At 33.5% G+C, this 19,470-nt stretch carries 18 protein-coding genes and 1 riboswitch; of the genes, 9 read left to right on the plus strand and 9 right to left on the minus strand.

Translation table 11 applies throughout. The features are described from left to right. Positions 1-4: 4 nt before the first annotated feature. On the minus strand, positions 5-1,429 hold the full coding sequence (aldA, locus tag HMPREF2647_RS07165) for an aldehyde dehydrogenase (protein WP_070859793.1): 1,425 nt from the start codon (positions 1,427-1,429) through the stop codon (positions 5-7). Between the two features lie 75 nt (positions 1,430-1,504). Beyond that, a complete protein-coding gene (locus HMPREF2647_RS07170) occupies positions 1,505-2,590 on the minus strand; it encodes a YkvI family membrane protein (RefSeq protein ID WP_017175041.1) in 1,086 nt (361 codons plus the stop codon). A gap of 281 nt (positions 2,591-2,871) precedes the next feature. Between HMPREF2647_RS07170 and HMPREF2647_RS07175 the strand changes: the two genes are divergently transcribed. After that, positions 2,872-4,656, plus strand: a complete 1,785-nt coding sequence (locus tag HMPREF2647_RS07175; RefSeq protein ID WP_070508422.1) for a cation:proton antiporter — start codon at positions 2,872-2,874, stop codon at positions 4,654-4,656. 56 nt (positions 4,657-4,712) lie between these two features. Here HMPREF2647_RS07175 and HMPREF2647_RS07180 read toward each other — a convergent pair whose 3' ends face one another. From HMPREF2647_RS07180 to HMPREF2647_RS07210, 7 genes are all read right to left on the minus strand, one after another. Continuing rightward, positions 4,713-6,677, minus strand: coding sequence for a fructose-bisphosphatase class III (locus tag HMPREF2647_RS07180; RefSeq protein WP_070508421.1), 1,965 nt, complete (start codon positions 6,675-6,677; stop codon positions 4,713-4,715). 145 nt (positions 6,678-6,822) lie between these two features. Beyond that, positions 6,823-7,434: an undecaprenyl phosphate transporter UptA gene (locus tag HMPREF2647_RS07185; protein ID WP_002448460.1), complete on the minus strand. Its 612-nt coding sequence runs from the start codon at positions 7,432-7,434 to the stop codon at positions 6,823-6,825. A gap of 117 nt (positions 7,435-7,551) precedes the next feature. Continuing rightward, on the minus strand, positions 7,552-8,550 hold the full coding sequence (locus tag HMPREF2647_RS07190; RefSeq protein ID WP_019834970.1) for a HesA/MoeB/ThiF family protein: 999 nt from the start codon (positions 8,548-8,550) through the stop codon (positions 7,552-7,554). Then, positions 8,550-9,317: a thiazole synthase gene (locus HMPREF2647_RS07195; protein WP_019834971.1), complete on the minus strand. Its 768-nt coding sequence runs from the start codon at positions 9,315-9,317 to the stop codon at positions 8,550-8,552. Before HMPREF2647_RS07195 ends, HMPREF2647_RS07190 begins: the two co-directional genes overlap by 1 nt. Position 9,318: 1 nt before the next feature. Beyond that, entirely contained in the window at positions 9,319-9,519 is a 201-nt protein-coding gene (thiS, locus tag HMPREF2647_RS07200; protein WP_070859795.1) for a sulfur carrier protein ThiS, read from the minus strand. Beyond that, positions 9,503-10,618 (minus strand): glycine oxidase ThiO, encoded by a 1,116-nt coding sequence (thiO, locus tag HMPREF2647_RS07205; protein WP_019834973.1) that lies wholly within the window; start codon positions 10,616-10,618, stop codon positions 9,503-9,505. Before thiO ends, thiS begins: the two co-directional genes overlap by 17 nt. Then, entirely contained in the window at positions 10,611-11,201 is a 591-nt protein-coding gene (locus tag HMPREF2647_RS07210) for a thiamine phosphate synthase (protein WP_054105874.1), read from the minus strand. The genes thiO and HMPREF2647_RS07210 overlap by 8 nt, the downstream gene beginning before the upstream one ends. Before the next feature lie 67 nt (positions 11,202-11,268). Continuing rightward, positions 11,269-11,378: riboswitch (TPP riboswitch) on the minus strand. A 237-nt stretch (positions 11,379-11,615) separates the two neighbouring features. On the opposite strand from HMPREF2647_RS07210, the gene HMPREF2647_RS07215 reads away from it, so the two are divergent. From HMPREF2647_RS07215 to gntK, 8 genes are all read left to right on the plus strand, one after another. Continuing rightward, entirely contained in the window at positions 11,616-11,900 is a 285-nt protein-coding gene (locus HMPREF2647_RS07215; RefSeq protein ID WP_048679552.1) for a putative quinol monooxygenase, read from the plus strand. A 95-nt stretch (positions 11,901-11,995) separates the two neighbouring features. Then, positions 11,996-13,933 carry an FUSC family protein gene (locus HMPREF2647_RS07220; protein WP_170999980.1) on the plus strand — a complete coding sequence of 646 codons (1,938 nt, stop codon included), beginning with the start codon at positions 11,996-11,998 and terminating at the stop codon, positions 13,931-13,933. 72 nt (positions 13,934-14,005) lie between these two features. Further along, a complete protein-coding gene (locus HMPREF2647_RS07225) occupies positions 14,006-14,419 on the plus strand; it encodes a DUF2188 domain-containing protein (protein WP_049434393.1) in 414 nt (137 codons plus the stop codon). A gap of 155 nt (positions 14,420-14,574) precedes the next feature. Beyond that, positions 14,575-15,276, plus strand: a complete 702-nt coding sequence (locus tag HMPREF2647_RS07230) for a GTP pyrophosphokinase (RefSeq protein ID WP_048762219.1) — start codon at positions 14,575-14,577, stop codon at positions 15,274-15,276. Positions 15,277-15,399: 123 nt separating this feature from the next. Then, on the plus strand, positions 15,400-16,275 hold the full coding sequence (locus tag HMPREF2647_RS07235) for an alpha/beta fold hydrolase (RefSeq protein ID WP_049413694.1): 876 nt from the start codon (positions 15,400-15,402) through the stop codon (positions 16,273-16,275). A gap of 91 nt (positions 16,276-16,366) precedes the next feature. Then, a complete protein-coding gene (locus HMPREF2647_RS07240) occupies positions 16,367-17,089 on the plus strand; it encodes a MerR family transcriptional regulator (RefSeq protein WP_049379288.1) in 723 nt (240 codons plus the stop codon). 117 nt (positions 17,090-17,206) lie between these two features. Continuing rightward, the gene (locus HMPREF2647_RS07245; protein ID WP_049413698.1) at positions 17,207-17,887 is read left to right on the plus strand and encodes a GntR family transcriptional regulator; all 681 of its coding nucleotides are present in this window, start codon (positions 17,207-17,209) and stop codon (positions 17,885-17,887) included. A gap of 22 nt (positions 17,888-17,909) precedes the next feature. Continuing rightward, complete coding sequence (gntK, locus tag HMPREF2647_RS07250; RefSeq protein ID WP_049413701.1) at positions 17,910-19,448, plus strand: gluconokinase; 1,539 nt, start codon at positions 17,910-17,912, stop codon at positions 19,446-19,448. Positions 19,449-19,470 lie beyond the last annotated feature (22 nt).

The following is a 19,470-nucleotide window of genomic DNA, read 5'->3' on the forward strand; positions in this document are numbered from 1 at the left end:
TAATTTACCATCTAATATAACTTACAGTTGTATTGTAATATTCTTCAAAACCATGAATACCATCTGCACCACCAAGGCCAGATTCTCTCCAACCTGCGTGATAACCATTGACTGCTTCTTCTGCCTCACAATTCGCATACACTTCTCCAAATTTTAAACGTTCAGTAGCTGTCATAATTTCTTTTAAGTTTTCAGAGAAAATATAAGATGATAGACCAGCGTTAGTATCATTTGCCATATCAATAACGTCATCAAAGTTTGTATACGTAGTTATAGCAAGAACAGGACCAAAAATTTCTTCTTTAAAAGCACTATCAGTCGTTTTTACATGATCTAAAATAGTAGGAGCGTAGAAGAATCCTTCACGGTCTAATTTATAACCACCTAACACTAAATCTGCTCCATTTTTTACTGCTTCTTGAACTTTATCATCAATACTATCTAATTGTTTTTGATTAATGATTGCACCATAGTCAGTGTTTTCATCATATGGATCTCCAACTTGAAGCGCATCCATTTTATCTTTCACTTTGTTAATAAAGTCATCATGTACATCTTCATGAACAAAGATACGTTCTGGACATGTACATACTTGACCAGCGTTATTAATACGTGCAGTAACGATATAATCAACAGCTTTATCTAAGTCAGCGTGTTGTGTGACAAGAACAGGCGCATTTCCACCTAGTTCTAAGTTAAGTTTTTTAATGCTGTCAGCTGCGTTTTTGAATACAGCTTTACCTGCTCCCATACTACCTGTTAATGAAACAAGTTGAATATCTTTATGAGTTGCCAATTGTGTTCCAACTGTTTCGCCAGTACCTGGAACGATTTGAATAAGACCAGCTGGAATAGTTGAATCACGGAAAAGTTCAGCGATTTTTAATGTTAATAATGTTGTTTCTTCACTTGGTTTGATAACGACAGAACAACCCGTTACAATAGCTGGAATCACTTTACGCATAAGCACTAAAATTGGAGCATTCCAAGGTACAATACCAGCCGTCACACCGATTGGTTTTTTTGTCAGTTGAATAGTTTCATTTACTATACTATTTTGTAATACTTCACCTTTGTTACTCATACTTAAACTTGCCATATAATCAATGAATTCTATTGATTTATCAATTTCACCTTTAGCTTGTACTATTGTTTTACCTTGTTCTTTAACGTATAAATGAGCAATGTCATCTTTATGTTGTTCAAGTAAAGGAATTAATAATTTTACATGCTCAGCACGTGTAGAAGCTGGTACTTTTTCCCATTCAAGTTGAGCGTGTTTAGATTTTTCAATTGCGTCGTTTACCTCTTCTTCAGTAGCGAATGTAATCGTATCGATTGTTTCTCCCGTAGCAGGATTAATCACGTCCATTGTTTCGTTTGACTTACTTTCTACAAATTCATTATTAATAAATAGTTGATTGGTCATTAACGACACCTCCATACCTATTATTCCCGTAAAGTATTAAATTTAATCTATAAAAATAAAAGATTCAAAAGGAGATTAATGTGCTCCCTTTGAACCTTCTTTTTTTGAATATTTAAAATGTCTAACCCCTTTATATAAAATAGGAATGAGTAGAATAAAGCCAAATAACCCCATAATTGGAAATACTTTGCCAATGAGTGAAATAAAGCCGATAAATGTACAAATGAACGTCACGATTGTCATGACGATAATAAGTACAAAATATTGTTTTGAAAACGGTGTTGTGAAACGAGAGGCGAATGCGTACATTAAGCCTACAATAGTATTATAAATAACTAGAATCATAATAATAGACATGATAGTTCCCAAAATAGGTGAGATATGTCGTGCCAATAATAAGGTTGGAAGCGCTACGGATTTAATATCATTAAATTTTGTAATTAAGCCTAAATTAATCATTAAAAGTAAAAATGTAATAATGACGCCACCAATTAATCCACCCCAAATAGAAGCACGTTGGTCATGTAAACGTCCCCCCATTACACTTAGAAAACTGAAGGCAGCAGCAATTTGTAAACTGGCATAATTGATACCATCAAACCACCATCCAAGTGAAATAGATGATTTATGCTGTGCATATTGATTTGCACTTTCAAAGTCAAGATGGCCAGTTGCAAGATAATATATCGCAATAATTGTGACGACGATAACTAAGAAAGGTGTAACGATACCTAGTACTGCAATTAAACGATCAAATTTTAAAAATAATGTAACCAAAATAAGACTTACGAGAATAAGTGAACTAAGCCAATAAGGTAAATGAAAACTTTCTTGAATTGTAGATGCACCGCCCGCGCTCATAATAATAGCGAGTGAAAACAAAAATAATGTTAGAACAATATCAAATAATCGAGCAATCATAGGATGCAAGTAGTAATGAATGGATTCTGAATGATTATGTGATTTTATGTTGTAACCAGTATTTAAGACGAACATACCGCCAAGTGTGATGATTAATCCTGTAATAATAATCCCTAATACACTGAATTGACCGTTACTTGTGAAAAATTGGAATATTTCTTGACCCGTAGCAAAACCAGCACCAACGACAACACCTACAAAGGCAAATGCTACGATCATCGATTCTTTTAAAACTTTCATTTTTAAAAATCCTTTCTAAATCAAACACATGAGAATATATTAATCTATTTTAAAGGACATTTTGTTAAAAATAAATATTAAAGTTTACTTGTAATGAACATTGTATTTCTCAAAAATACATTCGAAAGAATTTGTATAAATTTTAAGTTATATGGGGTATATAATAGTTTATAGTTCTCATATAAATGTTATTAAAAAATGTAATAAATATACTATACAGTATTCAGTAAAGTTTGATAGGATATTGCAATATATTCAATTTAAATAAGGAAGGTGTAGATATGTTATTTGATTTACCTGTAATGCTAGTTATTGTATTATTTCTTGCATTAGGTATCTTCAGTCAATGGTTAGCAAATCGAATTAAATGGCCTTCGATTGTAGTAATGTCGATTGTTGGTTTATTAGTGGGACCCATATTAGGACTAGCAAATCCTGAGCATACGCTAGGTTCAGAGGTATTTAGTCCAATTGTATCTCTTGCGGTAGCAATCATATTATTTGAAGGAAGTAGTAATTTAGATTTTAGAGAATTAAAAGGCATTTCTAAGGCGGTTATACGTATTATTACGCTAGGCGCCACAATTGCATGGGTGCTTGGCGCCATTGCCTTACATAAAATTTTAGGTTTTCCTATTTCTATCGCTATTGTTATGGGAGGATTACTTCTTATTACTGGACCAACAGTGATTCAGCCACTGTTAAAACAAGCCAAAGTTAGAAACAGTGTAGATACTGTCTTACGTTGGGAAAGTATTATACTTGATCCACTTGGTCCAATACTAGCATTAGCTGCATTTTATGTGTATCAAATAATTGGACAAGGTTTTGGTTTCCAATTACTCTTTATATTTATTTTTAAAATGTTGGTTGTAGCATTAATTGGCTTTGGTGCTTCATTCTTCTTCAATTGGCTCATCCAACGCGATGTCATACCACAAAATTTAATGCCTTCCATTCAATTGGTGTTTATATTGCTCGTGTTTAGCATCTGTGACCAAATTCTCGATGAATCTGGTTTATTAGCAGTAACCATTTTTGGATTAATGATGGCACGTTATAAACGACATGATTTAATTTATAAAGAGTCAGATCATTTTATTGAAAATATGTCTTCTATTCTAGTTTCAACGGTGTTTATTTTAATTACATCATCATTAACACCATCTGTATTGATGAATGTATTATCATGGAAGCTTGTGATTTTCTCACTTGTCATGATTGTGTTAGTACGTCCAATTGCTGTTTTATTATCTACCATTGGTACTGAAATCACTAAAAAAGAGCGTGCGCTTGTAGCCATGATGGCACCAAGAGGGATTGTCGTATTAACTGTAGCACAATTTTTCGGTGGATTATTCTTAAATGATAATATGAAAATGGCATCTTATATTACACCGGTAACATTTGGTTTAGTATTTATTACCGTAGTCATATATGGTTTTAGCTTTACACCAATAAGTAAAATGCTTGGTTTAGCAAGTACTGAACCTCCAGGTGTCATTTTAGTAGGTGAGAGCGAATTTTCTTATCACTTAGGTAGACAGTTACAATCGCATGGTATTCCAGTGATGGTGTTTAACTTGTTTAGTAACACTTCTGATAAAGCTGAAGAACTCGGTTTTGAAATTTTTAAAGGAAATTTATTATCAAGTAGTGATCGTATGTATGCAGACTTAATTCGCTATAACAAATGCTTATTAATGACCAAATCATTTATTTTTAATAGTCTTGCATTTAATGAGTTAGTTCCAGAATTTGGATTAAATAATGTAAATATGATGCCAGTATCCTTTACAGATGATCAAGCACGTAATAATTTAAATGGACCGCTTCGTAATCATATTTTATTCGATGAAAAGCATAGTCCAAGATGGTTTGACAATGTGATTACGAATCAAAATATTGTCGAAGTTCCAGCCTCTTCATATCATGATATTACAGATAAAGATATGATTATTTATCACATTAATGACGATAAAGAAGCGACATTCCATAGGAGTACAAAATCAATGGATGAGTACGACAATGGAACTTATGGTATTTTAAGAAACGTATATAAATAATAAAAATGCCCAGCGACAGTTCATTTGAACTGTTGCTGGGCATTATGATTATAGGTTTATTTTAAATATCTGTCGTGCATTAATAATTTTAACATGCGAATTTGTTCCATAATGTCTTTACCGACATTCGTATCTCTAATTTTTTTACGTTGTAATTCTTCATCAACGACACGTCGTACTGATAGTTCATCAGCACCATCAGATAAGACATTCTCTTTAGAATCAAAGAATTGGTGTGCTACAAGCTGCATACCAAATGAATTGTAAAGTAACGTGTAACCTGCGATACCTGTAGTAGATTGATACGCTTTTGAGAATCCACCATCAATGACTAACATCTTACCATTGGCTTTAATAGGATCTTCGCCATCGATTTCTTTTACTGGTGTATGTCCATTGATAATACGACCTTCATCAGGATTAAGTCCGAAATCTTTTAGCATTTTGCGAATCATATCTACATCTTCACGTAAGTAATAATACGGGTTTTTCGGTTCTTTATGAGACGCTTTATCTTCAATGAAGTAGCGCTCAAATGTAGTCATAGCACGTTTACCAAATAAAGAACTATATTTACCTGTCCATAAATACCATACAAGATCCGTAGATAAATCATCTGTTTTCTCTTTGTCGCTAAATGCTAAGCGTACGTGACGTTCAAAGACATCTAATAAATCACGGCCTTTATGTTTTACACCTTCAATTTCAAAAGCTTCCATTTCACCATGATCATCTACAGGAATGCACCCATGAATAAGAAGATTACCATTATAAGGGAGGTATAATTTACCTTTTTGCATTAGAAAGGCCATATGACGTTTTAATTTTTCAGATTGTTGGAAAGACAGTAATAATTTATTAACAACATCTTCTTCTTCTGGTAATAATGTTGCAGGGTCTTTAGGGTCCACTGTACTAAAGCAAGTATCTTTTAAAGGATACGTTTTACCATAAATTGTAATTTCGTTTGTATCATAATTTATTTTTTCTAAAACTAAACGATCTTCCATTTCAAAACTTGGGCGACGTTTAATAATTGGCATTTCAAGTTTAAATTGAATCATTGCAATGGCTTGGTGAATCTTAGTGATTTGTGCTTCTTCGAGTTTAGATAAGCCCACTTTTTTATCAGGACGTTTTTTCGGTTTGAACGCTGGGTTATCGCCATCGTAATATTTTTCAGCTAAAGTGAGGAGAGGTCTTAAATTAATACCATATGCATCTTCAATAATATCTAAGTTATCATAGCGTGCACATATACGTAGTAAATTGGCTAAACACACTTTAGAACCTGCATAAGCTCCAATCCAAAGTACATCATGATTACCCCATTGAATATCAACAGAATGGTAGTCAATTAATGTATCCATAATTTTGTCAGGTTCTGGACCACGGTCGTAGATATCACCCACAACATGAAGGTGATCGACGACAAGACGTTGGATGGTATAAGATAATCCAATAATTAAATCATCTGATTGCTCAAGCTCGATAACTTGATTTAAGAGTGTTTCATAATACGATTTTTTATTATTAAATTCGTTATTTTTATAAAGCAACTCTTCAACGATATATGTATACTCTGAAGGTAAGGCTTTACGTAGTTTTGAACGCGTATATTTTGAAGAACAATACGTGATTAAATCAATCAAACGTTCGATTGTTAAGATATACCATTCATTTAACTCACGTTTTGAATTAAAGTCATTCTTAATGAGCTTTAATTTTTCTTCTGGATAATACACTAGCGCAGCTAAATCATCTATTTCTTTTTGGGATATATTACCTGCAAAGATATCGTTAATTTTAGCACGGACATTACCAGAGCCATTTCTTAATACGTGTTGGAACGATTTATATTCACCATGAAGATCGCTGACGAAGTGTTCAGTACCTTTTGGTAATTCTAAAACGGATTCTAGATTAATAATTTCTGTTGCAAGTTTTTCAGGACTATCAAATTGCTGAGATAGTAAATCTAAATACTTTTTCTTTAATTCACTTTCCGTAGATTGAGACATTTGATTTCACTCCTGTATGGGAAATTTATTAAATAGTAAGCTGAGTAATAAAACCGCTTACATAAATTATCGTTAAAAAGCATCACTTTTTCAACAGTGATGCTTAAATTGTTGTAAATTTAATTTGAAAGTAAAAGTAATGTACTTATTTAGCGTTATTTTTTTTGAAGAATAGACGATAGAGTACATATAGAATAATAATGATAAGAATCACATACATAAAGTAAGAATAGGTATGAATACCAGACATTAATACGTCGAAACTATCGCTAAGAAGACGACCAAGTAAAATTAAGGCAAAGTTCCAAATCGTTGTACCTAGTAATGATAACATCGTAAATGTTGCAACGTTCATTTTATTGATACCTGCTGGAATAGTGATTAATACACGTAAAACAGGAATGAAACGACATAATAGCACTGCCCACGCACCATAACGTTTAAACCAGTCGTTAGCACGTTTCACATCATTTCCTTTAAGTTTGAACCATTTACCATATTTATCAACAAATCGATAAATACTTTCTTCTTTAATTAAACGACATAAATAATACAAAATAAGTAAACCAATAAATGAAGCGATTGTTGAAATAATAAATAAAACTAAAATTGAAAGACCTGATTTAACTGACATTAAACCTGCAAATGTTAATATAATTTCAGAAGGAACAACAGGTAAGACATTTTCTAATAAAATAAGAATAAAAATGGCTGCATAACCCCATTGGCCTATAAAATTGGTAATAATTTGTTCCATTATAAAATTAAAAATCCTCCGTTATTAAACATTACTCGAATAAAAAATTCATAGTAAATTCATTATATAAGAATTTACTATGAATTGCTTGTTATAACTTTATAAGGATTGTACAACTCATTTTAAGGACTTTAAATATTGATGATACAATTGTTCTGCTTCATTATCATCTTCAACGCCATAAACATTCATTCTACCATCTTTGAATAAGGTGATTTCATAATTACCGTCTTTAATTAGCTTTGCAAATGAGGTTGATTTTACAATATCACCTGGGAAATGTTCAGCATAGTCAAAAGCAGTAGGTTGATATCTAAATAAATAGGTTTTTCCACATAAGCTTTCAATCTTCTGTTGTTGTTTCGTTTCTAATAATTCGTAATGAGCTTTACCACATACGTCACATTCAGCATCTTTTAAAACATCGATATTCATTGCTTTATAATCAATGTTAAATGCATCAAGAGTAATTAACTTATGAGAAAATCCATGACCAGATAAATAACGAATCGCTTCTGTGACCTCATAGCTTGCTACTTGTGTAATCACAGGTGGTAATACGCCGTTAATAGCACAACTCTCTGCACTGGTTGGAATTTGTTTTAATAAACATTTCAAACAAGGTCCTTTGAAATCAATGCCGTAAACGGTACCTTTACTGCCTACAGCAGCACCATACACCCACGGAATATGATGTTTGTGACAGGCTTCATTAATAAGATAACGAATTTTGAAATGATCCATACCATCAATGACAATATCAGGATTGACGGCTTTTAAAATATCCTCAATAGTTGTAGAGTCAATTTCTTGATAATAAGTTTGAACATTTACATTTGAATTAATGTGTTCAATCTTTTGTTTAACTGCGTGAACTTTAGGGACCATATGATGAGCATCATCTTCAGTATAGAGTGCTTGGCGATGTAAATTAGATAATTCAACGATATCCATATCGACAATGGCTAAATGATGTGCACCCATACGTGCTAAAAGCTCCGCAACGTGACTTCCTAACGCGCCTGCACCAAGTATTAAAATGGTTGCATTGGAGAGGGCAGTTTGGCCATCCTCTCCAAATGCATGGTAACGCAATTGACGGTTATAGCGTTGCATTATAAGAATCCTAAACCTTCAGTAGGGCTTGATGCTTGGGCTGTATATTTTACTGGAATACGTCCTGATTCATATGAGAGACGACCTGCATGAATACCAAGTTTCATTGCTTCAGCCATTTTAACAGGGTCTTTTGCACCTGAAACTGCAGTGTTTAAAAGAATAGCATCAGCGCCTAATTCCATCGCATGACACGCATCTTTTGGTGAACCAATACCAGCATCCACAATAACGGGAACATTTGAATTTTTAATAATGTAACTTAAATTAAGTTGGTTATTAATACCACGTCCAGTACCAATTGGAGAAGCAAGTGGCATGACAGCATGAACACCTAATTCTTCTAAACGTTTCGCTAATACGACATCATTAGAAATGTAAGGACATACGATATAACCTTTTTCTAATAACACTTTACATGCTTCATATGTTTCAAATGGATCAGGTAACAATGTTTCATCGTCACCAATCACTTCGACTTTAATCATGTCACATACGCCAGCATGTTTTGCAATTTCAGCGATACGAATCGCTTCTTCAGCAGTTTTAGCGCCGGCTGTATTTGGAAAAGTAATAAAGTCTTTAAGATTAATATTTGCTAATGGATTAGGTAAGTTTTTATCATATAAATTCATACGTCTTACAGCAAAAGTCAGCACATTCGCTTCTGCTGCTTCAATCGCTTTTGTTTGCGTAGCTTCATCTTCAAATTTTCCTGTACCTAATAATAAACGAGATTTAATTTCTAATGGTCCAATGTTAAACATTTTATCCGCCTCCAACAAATTCTAATAATTCTAATCGATCATCTTCACGTACTGTATGTTGATCGTAGTCTTCTTGTTTAATTAAAGTTTTATTTTGTTCGACAATGACACGTTTAGGATCTAATTCAAGAGATTCAAGTACAGATGTAATAGATTGTTCTGAATCAAAATTGAATGCGTCCCCATTAATGATACACTTCATGATTTAACCTCCTTGAAGCACTAAATGATTCATATCGACGCGGTTTAACACCGGTGAGTATCCAATTGGCGATATCACGACCAATAATAGGCGAAAGTAAAATACCGTTACGATAATGACCAGAAATCACATATAAATCTTCATCAATACGGTCCATTATCGGTATTTCTCCTTCAGTATATGGACGGACACCAGACCATTGTTTAATGACTTTGCCGTGTGCGAGTTCTGGTATACGTTCATTTGCAAAGTGGTGTAACCAAGAGATACCATCGTCTGTATTACCAACTGAATAGTTATCAAACTCGCTTGTGGCACCAATTAAGAAACGATTTGGATATTTTGGTACGATGTAACAGCCATTGGTCATAAATACGGTTTCTTTTAAATCCAAATGATCATTTTCAATCAGTAAGACTTCACCTTTTACACCGACGACATCTCTAGGTAATGAGTATTGAGTTAATAATTTAGATGTCCATGCGCCCGCTGCCACAATGACTTTCTTAGCTTGTAATGTGCCTTGTGACGTTTCAACATCGTAGTACCCATTTTGGCGATGAACAGATTGTACCTCTGTATTAAAATATCGCTTAATTTGACGTTGCTTTAAAGCTGTAAATAAAGCTTTAGTGTAGTGATTGGCATTAATTTGTCCATCTTGTGGAATGTAAATAGCCATTTCACTTGATGTTACTGTACCATTCGTTAAATGAGTAAGTTCCTCATCTGAAAGAACAATGACGCTAGAATCTAAACCGCTTAAAAATTGATACTGCTTTTCTAAACTTTCAACATCTTCAGGACGATTAGCCACTTTAATTAATCCTGAATTTTGAAACTGAATATCAATACCTGTCTCATCTTCTAAATCTTGACATAATTGTGGAAAGAGACTTCGTGATTCAAGAGCAAGTCTAAATAAATCAGTATCTTCAGTAAATTCATTTTGAGCACCTAACATGCCACCTGCTTTATATGACGCGTGTTTACCTGGCACGTCACGATCGATAAGTGCAATGTCAAGGTGAGATTGGCTTAATTGTCGCGCAATAGACATGCCAATCACGCCCGAACCTATGATTAAAACATCATGCATCTTTCAACCACTCCTTTCGCAACAGTTCAATTTGTTGTAAAGATGCGTTCATAAAAAAAGAAATCGCACAAATTCCTTTAAAACCATGAGGTAATTGAGGAATCGTTTTTTCAGTGATACCTCCAATGGCATAAATTGGAATAGGAATCTCTAGCACACGTTGAATCTCTGCTTTTGATCGAGGCAATTGATTAGGTTTTGAAGGTGTCTTAAAAATGTGTCCAAAAAAAACATAATCAAGATCGTGTTCATAAGCTGCTTTAACAGATTCAATTGAATGTGTAGACATACTCACTTCAATCTCTGGATGTATGGATTTATAGCTAAATGCATCTTCATCCATTTCTCGAAAATGAATATGAGAGAGATGAAGTTGTTCAAGTAAATGTACATCACTATGAATAATGATTTTTGATTTATGAAATCCTTTTTCTATAAGTGTTTTTAAAAATGAAGACAAGTCACTTGATGACATGGGAGTACGAAACAATAACCCATCTATTCCATCCGAGATATCAAGAAAATGTTGTAAATCATCATTGGTTAAATCTTTATATTTCGTTATCGCTATAAAAATGAACACCACTCCTTAGTAAACAAAAAACGCTATTTCCCTGCAGTAGGGAAATAGCGTTTTGCTTAACTTTACGATATCCTAGTCGCCACTTTCCTACGCCAGTACAAACTGGATCAGGTTCCAGGAATTATAAAGTTCGTTCTTTACTCTCAGCCTTAAACAAAGGCACTTCCAGTGGATCGTTTATTCAGTTGTGTTTAAAATAAACATCAGCATTTTTGCTTCATTTTTATTCTACAACCTTTTTTAATAGAGTTCAAATACAAAAATAAATTAGATTTATAGCGATATACTTTTTAATCAAGAAAACACGTTTTACATAACATTGAATTGAAAATACATGCTACCTCTCTTCTTACTATTGTTTTCTTTTTATAATAGACGGGTAAAACGTTATAATTATATTTGGAAGGTGATTATATGATAATTATTAATGCGAAGCTTAAAATCAAAGAAGATGTGCGTAGTGACTATTTAGATTTAATGAATAAATTAGTTCAAAGTTCACGTCAAGAACCAGGAAATACATTTTATTCACATTATGAAGATGTAGCCGAACGTAACACATTCGTTGTTGTTGAAAATTATAAAGACCAAGAAGCGGTTCAAGCACATAACCATTCAGATCATTTCAAAGCATTTAGTGAAAATATAGGAAAATATGTCGCTGAAGAACCTGTCATTGATGTAGCAGAAACAAAATAATAACTAAACTTGCCTTGTCTAAGTGATATTTGTGCTTAGGCAAGGCGTTTTTCATGTTATGATAAGATGTATGAAAAATGAAAGGAAAGATAGTAGTGGGACATGTGATTGCTTCATTAATAAGGTTTGATAAGCCTAAAATTAATCTATGGAAAGGTATACGCCAAGGATTATTAATGATTATCCCAACATTGATAGGGTATTTACTAGGACATTTTAGTTTTGGTCTACTCGTAGCAACTGGAACTTTGGCACATACCTATGTATTTAAAGGTTCAGCACAATCCATGTTAAGAACAGTCATTATTTGTACGTTATCCTTTACCATTTGTATGATGCTTGGAACATTAACTGTCAATCAGCCAGTTCTGTACGGCGTATTATTATTAATCGTTACTGTCATTCCATTCTATGTATTTAATGTGTTAAAAATTGCGGGTCCTTCATCCACATTCTTTTTAGTTACATTTTGCTTATCCAGTAACTTACCTGACGCTCCAGAACAAGCACCGATTCGTGGCTTAGCGATTTTTATTGGAGGAATGTTAGCGACATTAGTCGTCATTTTAACTATTGTATTCCAAAAACAAAAAGCTGAAGATCGAGCGATTACCTCTGACTTTCAGACGATTAATAATTTAATGCATCACTTTAATGATGCTGAAAAATTTAAAGACATTTCACAAGACACAGTAACGAAATTTAAAAATTCAGAGAAACTATTGATTACATCGACTACTGCGATGAGTGAAAAGTTAAGTTCTCGCTTTGAAAAGTTATTGCTTCTGCATACGTCAGCCCAAGGAATTTATGCTGAGTTACTTGAACTAAATGAAAAAAATATTCGTCCCATCCCTCAAGAACTGATTGAGATGATGGATATGATTACAAGAAATGCCTATAAATTATCTTCAAAACGAGAAAAATGGACGAAAAAAGTCGATGTGGATGAACCATTTGAAAGTTTGATGCAACACATACTTAAAATAGACGAAATTGCACAATTACAACCAGAACAAATAGAATCTGAAGCGAGTATTCGTAAGCCATTATATAGTAAACGTATCGTTCAAAACTTAACACTCGATTCCATTATTTTCCGCAATGCATTAACGTATGCTGTTATTATGGGCGCAGCTATTTTTGTCTCGTTATTTTTCAATATCCAACGTTCATATTGGATTCCATTATCCGCCCATACAGTATTATTAGGATTAACGACGATTCGGATGTTAGACCGTTCATTAGCACGTGGTCTTGGAACAATTGTAGGGACTTTACTTCTATCAGCCATACTCTTTTTCCAACCTCATTTAATTGTCGCAGTCATTTTAATGGGGCTGTCTGCTATGATGACAGAAGGATTTGTCGCAGCAAATTATGCTTTTGCAGTTATTTTTATTACAACACAAGTCATCCTGTTAAATGGTTTAGCCTCTGGTAATTTATCCATTGATATTGCGTATACACGAATTGTTGACGTATTGATCGGGATTGTGATTGCGGTCATTGGTGTTTTAATCATTAATCGAAAAAATGCGTCAACCATGTTACCTACTGTGATTGCAGAAGTGGTACGTAAAGAAGCGGTTATTTTCCAATATTTATTTTCAGAAAATAAATACCAAGATACAGCACGTGATAGAACAGAAAGTTTATCATTATCTGTAAAAATGAATAACATGACACAAGTGTACAATTCAGCCAATGGTGAATTATTCTCAAGTAAAGAGGCCATTCGTTATTATTATCCAAGTATTTTTGCCTTAGAAGAAATTAGCTTTATGTTAATGCGTGCAATGCAAGACAAACAACGTCAACGCATTTCAGAAAAACAAATGGGAGAATATCTTGTCACATTTGAAAATGTAGCAAAACATTTTGAATTACGCGGTAGTCTTAATGAAAAAGAATTGACGGATTTACCACAGTATAATTATTTAAAATCTGCCTTAATGAAGTTACAAGATAATTGTGTAGCAACACGTAAAGACGTTGATCATACAAATCATCAGAAAACGGTGGACGCTTAATATCAATGTATGACGTTTCATTATAGCATAGGGTGGTAAAGCTTACTAAACACTATAGAGGAGCGTGACATCATGCCTTGGACAATGAATGATTATCCACAAACTTGGAAACATTTAGATGAATTAGAGCGTAAAAAAGCAATTGATATTGCAAATGCGATGTTAAAAGATGGCTACAAAGAGGGAGACGCTATTCCTATTGCAACAAAACAAGCAGAAAAGTGGTACAAAGATGCCAGTAAAGAAGAATTAGAAGAATTAAAACATAAACATATTACTCAACATCAAAAAGATCCATCAGCACGACCTGAACTGAATGATGAAGATGTTCATGTATATTATGAAGATCATGAATGGAAAGTCAAAACAGAAGATGCAAAACAAGCGTCTGATACATTTAGTACTAAAAAAGAAGCAAAACAACGTGCTAAAGAAATTGCTGATAATCGTGGTACGCAAGTGATTGAACATCAAAAAGATGAGTAATGTATAGAGTCCGAGTAGCAATTAAACCTGCTATTCGGCTTTTTTTATGACTAAATGACTCAGACTAAATGAGTAGCGTAAAGTCTAGGTTATCATTTTTAGTTCACTTAAGAGTTAGATATAATATACAGTGATGATTAAAGGAGGCAACAAATATGTACGTAGAGAGAAAACCATCATTGTACATTGAAGAGTTACGCAGTGAATTCAAAGAAAATATTAATAAGTTTAAGAATGGAGATGAAGCATTCGATAAACTCGTGGGTTTTGTAGAACTCGATCATTTATACTCTTCTGCATTAAAAGAGATTAGTACAAAATTAGATATTTTAGATGACAATTTTAATCATATTTACAAACATAATCCAATTCATCATATGGAACGTCGCGTCAAAGAAATGACGAGTTTAGTTAAAAAATTGCAACGTAAAGGTTTAACTATAGATGCGGAAACAGCGAAAGCAAATATTTTAGATATCGCTGGTATCCGTGTGGTGTGTAATTATCTTGAAGATATTTATGTGATTGAGAAGTTATTATTAAAACAAGAGGACGTTAAATTACTTAAACGTAAAGATTATATTGAACATCCAAAAGAAAATGGTTATCGCAGTCTTCATATAGTCGTGTCGATTCCAGTTTTTCTAGCCGATAGAGTAGAGGCTACACCAGTAGAAATTCAAATTCGAACAATAGGTATGGACATGTGGGCAAGTTTAGAACATAAAATTCGTTATAAAAATAATACCAATACTGAGGACTATAAAGATAAACTTAAAGAATGTGCAGTAGAAATCTCAGATGTCGAAGCAAAAATGCAAACCATTCACTCAGACATTCAAGATAAAGATAAATAATTTAGTCATATAGCGAAACGATAGAAACGTATAGCTATTGTTTCGCTTTTTTATGTAAGATAAAATGATATATTTTTATGATAAAATAAATGAATAGTAATATATATTTTTTGGAGTTTTAAAATGATTGAGCAGAATTTTAAGTCACAACGATATGAACTAAAACAATTTAAGGGTGAACACATTGAAGTCGCATTTGCCGGAAATAGGGATGCAGATAAAACCATCGTATTTATACATGGAGCAATGATGACATATCGCATTATGTTGTTGTTTGAACCTTATTTTAGAGACAACAACCTGATTTTTGTTAATTGTCCAAGTAGAGGCGAAAGCTCTAACATTGTAAGAGAACAACATACGTTAGATGATTATTCTGAGCGTATCAATGATGTGCTTTCACAAGTTATAGAAACATACGGTATTAAAAATTTAGTTATCATAGGTTATTCTATGGGAGGGATGATTGGCACACGCTTATTAAAATTTAATACTTTACCTATTTCACATCTAGTTTATTTAAATAGCGCCGCACGTATTACACCAAATCAAAGCATGTTGTCACGTTTATTTACTTCAAATAGTAAAAGAGATCATTTTAAAGATGAGATGATTGCTTTTAAAAATTTACCGCAATATATTTTGAAAAAATCTTTTCATAACAAAAATAATAGCATTCGTAATTTATTTTCATATATTGCACCCATTAAAACAATTATTACAGATATCATTTATTCTACAAACGCAGATTACCTTCCAGATATAGAAGAAATAGAACAATTTCCTAAACTTTTATTTATTTCAGGTGAAGATGACGAAATCATTCCTTACACGGATTCACAAGAAACAATGAAAATGTATAAAAAATATGGCGGTGAAGTAAATGAAGTCATATATTCTGGTATCGGACATATCGACTTTCCTGCTGTCTTGGATAATCTGCCTAATGGCACAATAGGTATTATTGACCACATTAAACAGTGGATTCAAGAAGAATGAGACCACCGGCAGACTTCATAAGCAAATGTTAAAATAATACTTGCTTATGACGTAGCGTCATTAGCTATGTTAACAGTAGGAGGTGAATGATATGTCACACTATACGATTGGAGAATTGGCAAAACAGAGTAAAGTCACGATTCGAACACTACAATATTACGATCGAAAAGGATTACTTATAGCTCATCGACAAACAGACTCTAATCGCAGATATTATACTGACGAACATGTAAAGCAGCTTGAACTGATTTTGGTATTAAAACAATTAGGATGTACGTTAGATGAAATAAAGACATTACTTGATGAAGATACAAATATGAACACGCTTAAAACATTACTTTCATTGAGAAAAGATGCGTTACATTCAAAAGTAGAGATGTACAGTCATACATTAAATCAAATTGAAAAAGTCGAAACATACATTTCTGAGCAGTCAAGTGCGCCTATTAACCATCTTACTGATATTGATGATGCTATGAAACAAGAATATAAAATAACATACTTTAGAAAAAAGATTTGGATAAGTGTTGGCATCTTAGGGATCATACAATATAGTGGTTTGCTATTAAGTCTATTAAGACGTTCAATTAAGCCATTGATTGTTATATTACCCATCTTAATCACATATGCCATTGTGCTGACAGCAATATATTTAAAAAAGGTGTTATATCTGTGTCCGAATTGTCACCATACATTTAAACCTACATTAGGTGCTTTCGTAAAAGCGAAACATACACCTAAAACAAGACAATTAACATGTCCTAACTGCCATCAAACACATTATTGTATCGAAGTATACCAAAACGAATCGTAATAAACACCTGGCTTATAATGAGCTAGGTGTTTTAAATTACAAAAAAGTAAGCGCTTGCAAAATTTGAAATGGTGTATTACTATACTTGTATACAAGTTAACGTATTGAGGTGAAAAGATGGAACAACATTATCCGAAACAATGGAAAAACAGAATGACTACAGGGGAAAGTATCGCTGCGGAACTTAGGTTTCAGATTGTTAATAGTACGCTTGAACCCGATACATTACTAACTGAAAATCAAGTGGCTAAACAATTCGATGTCAGTCGCTCTCCAGTTAGAGATGCATTTAAATTGCTGCAAACGAATCAACTCATTCACCTCGAACGTATGGGTGCAAGGGTTCTTGAATTTGGTGAACAAGAAAAGAAAGAATTATATGATTTGAGATTAATGCTTGAATCCTTTGCATTTTCAAAATTAAAGCATATTGATAGAAAAAAAGTGATTAAAGAAATGAAAAAACATTTAGAAATGATGAAAGTCGCTGTTCAATTTGAAGATGCTGAATCCTTTACGCAACATGATCTTCAATTTCATGAAGCATTGATTCATGCCTCTCAACATCATTATCTTCAAACATTTTGGAATCATTTGAAACCCATTGTAGAAGTGCTTGTATTATGTTCAATGAGAGAGCGAATGAGAACAAATAAAGAAGATTTTGATAGAATACACCGTAACCATTCGATATTTATAGAAGCGGTAGAACGTTATGATACGGATGCGTTAAGAGAAGCGTTTCATTTAAACTTTGACGATGTAGGTAAAGATATTGAAAGCTTTTGGTTACAATAAATAGAAGGAAGAAGGAATACATATGAAATACATGATTGGAGTAGATATTGGAACAACAAGTACGAAGTCAGTACTTTATGATGAACAAGGTCAATTTATTACAAAGCATCATATTGGCTATCCTTTACATACGCCAAATGTTGATGTTTCAGAAGAAAATCCTGATGAATTATTCGATGCCGTATTAATGACAGTCAAACATGTGATTCGCGAATCTGGGGTGCATAAAGAAGATATTAAATTCATTTCTTTTAGTGCGCAAATGCATAGTTTAATTGCATTAGATAGCCAACACGAGCGCTTAACTGAAAGCATGATTTGGGCGGATAATCGTGCGAATCGATATGCTGACTTGATAAATGAGCAATATGGGGGACATGACATTTATAAACGCACAGGTACACCCATTCATCCTATGTCACCACTCTCTAAAATCTTTTGGATGAAACATGAACAACCAGATATTTATCAAAATACTGCAATGTTTGCGGATATTAAAACATATATTTTCTATCAACTTTATGGAAAATACGTGATTGATCACTCTATGGCTTCAGCAACAGGTATGTTTAACTTACAACAGTTAGATTGGGATCAAGAAGCACTTGAATTACTTGGTATTTCAGCCTCTCAATTACCTCAGCTTGTACCAACGACACATATTTTAAAAGGGATGAAAAAACGTTATGCCACATTGATGGGTATTGATGAAAATACACCGGTTGTAGTTGGCGCAAGCGATGGCGTGTTATCAAATTTAGGCGTCAATAGTTATAAAAAAGGGGAAGTTGCAGTCACAATTGGGACATCAGGTGCGATTCGTACAGTTATTGATAAGCCGCGTACAGATTATAAAGGTCGCATTTTCTGTTATGTCTTAGATGAAGACCATTATGTGATTGGTGGACCGGTCAACAACGGGGGTGTCATTCTTCGATGGTTAAGAGATGAATTACTCGCCAGTGAAGTTGAAACAGCAAAACGCTTGGGAGTGGATCCTTACGATGTGCTTACTAAAATAGCGAGTCGTGTTAAGCCAGGTGCAGATGGCTTAATTTTCCATCCGTATCTTGCAGGAGAACGTGCACCCTTATGGAATGCGAATGCGCGTGGCTCATTCTTTGGCTTAACATTGTCACATCAAAAAGAACACATGATACGCGCTGCACTTGAAGGGGTGTTGTATAACCTTTATACCGTCTATTTAGCACTTATCGAAGTAATGAATGAAACACCAAATACGATTAAAGCAACAGGTGGCTTTGCGAAAAGTGAAGTATGGCGTCAAATGATGGCAGATATTTTTGATACGGATGTCATCGTACCAGAAAGTTATGAAAGTTCTTGTCTAGGTGCGTGTGTCCTTGGTTTAAAAGCATTGGGAGATATTGAAGATTATTCAATTATTGAAAATATGGTTGGCACGACTTATGCACATCAACCGAACCAAGATACAGTAAATATGTATCAACAACTTGTAACGATATTCATAAACTTAAGTCGTACGCTTGAAGATCGCTATGAAGAAATTGCAGATTTTCAACGTAAACATATGAATTAATCGACGTATTTAAATAAATGAA

Origin of the sequence: Staphylococcus sp. HMSC035D11, assembly GCF_001836075.1 — a bacterium.
Taxonomy (GTDB): Bacteria; Bacillota; Bacilli; order Staphylococcales; family Staphylococcaceae; genus Staphylococcus; species Staphylococcus hominis.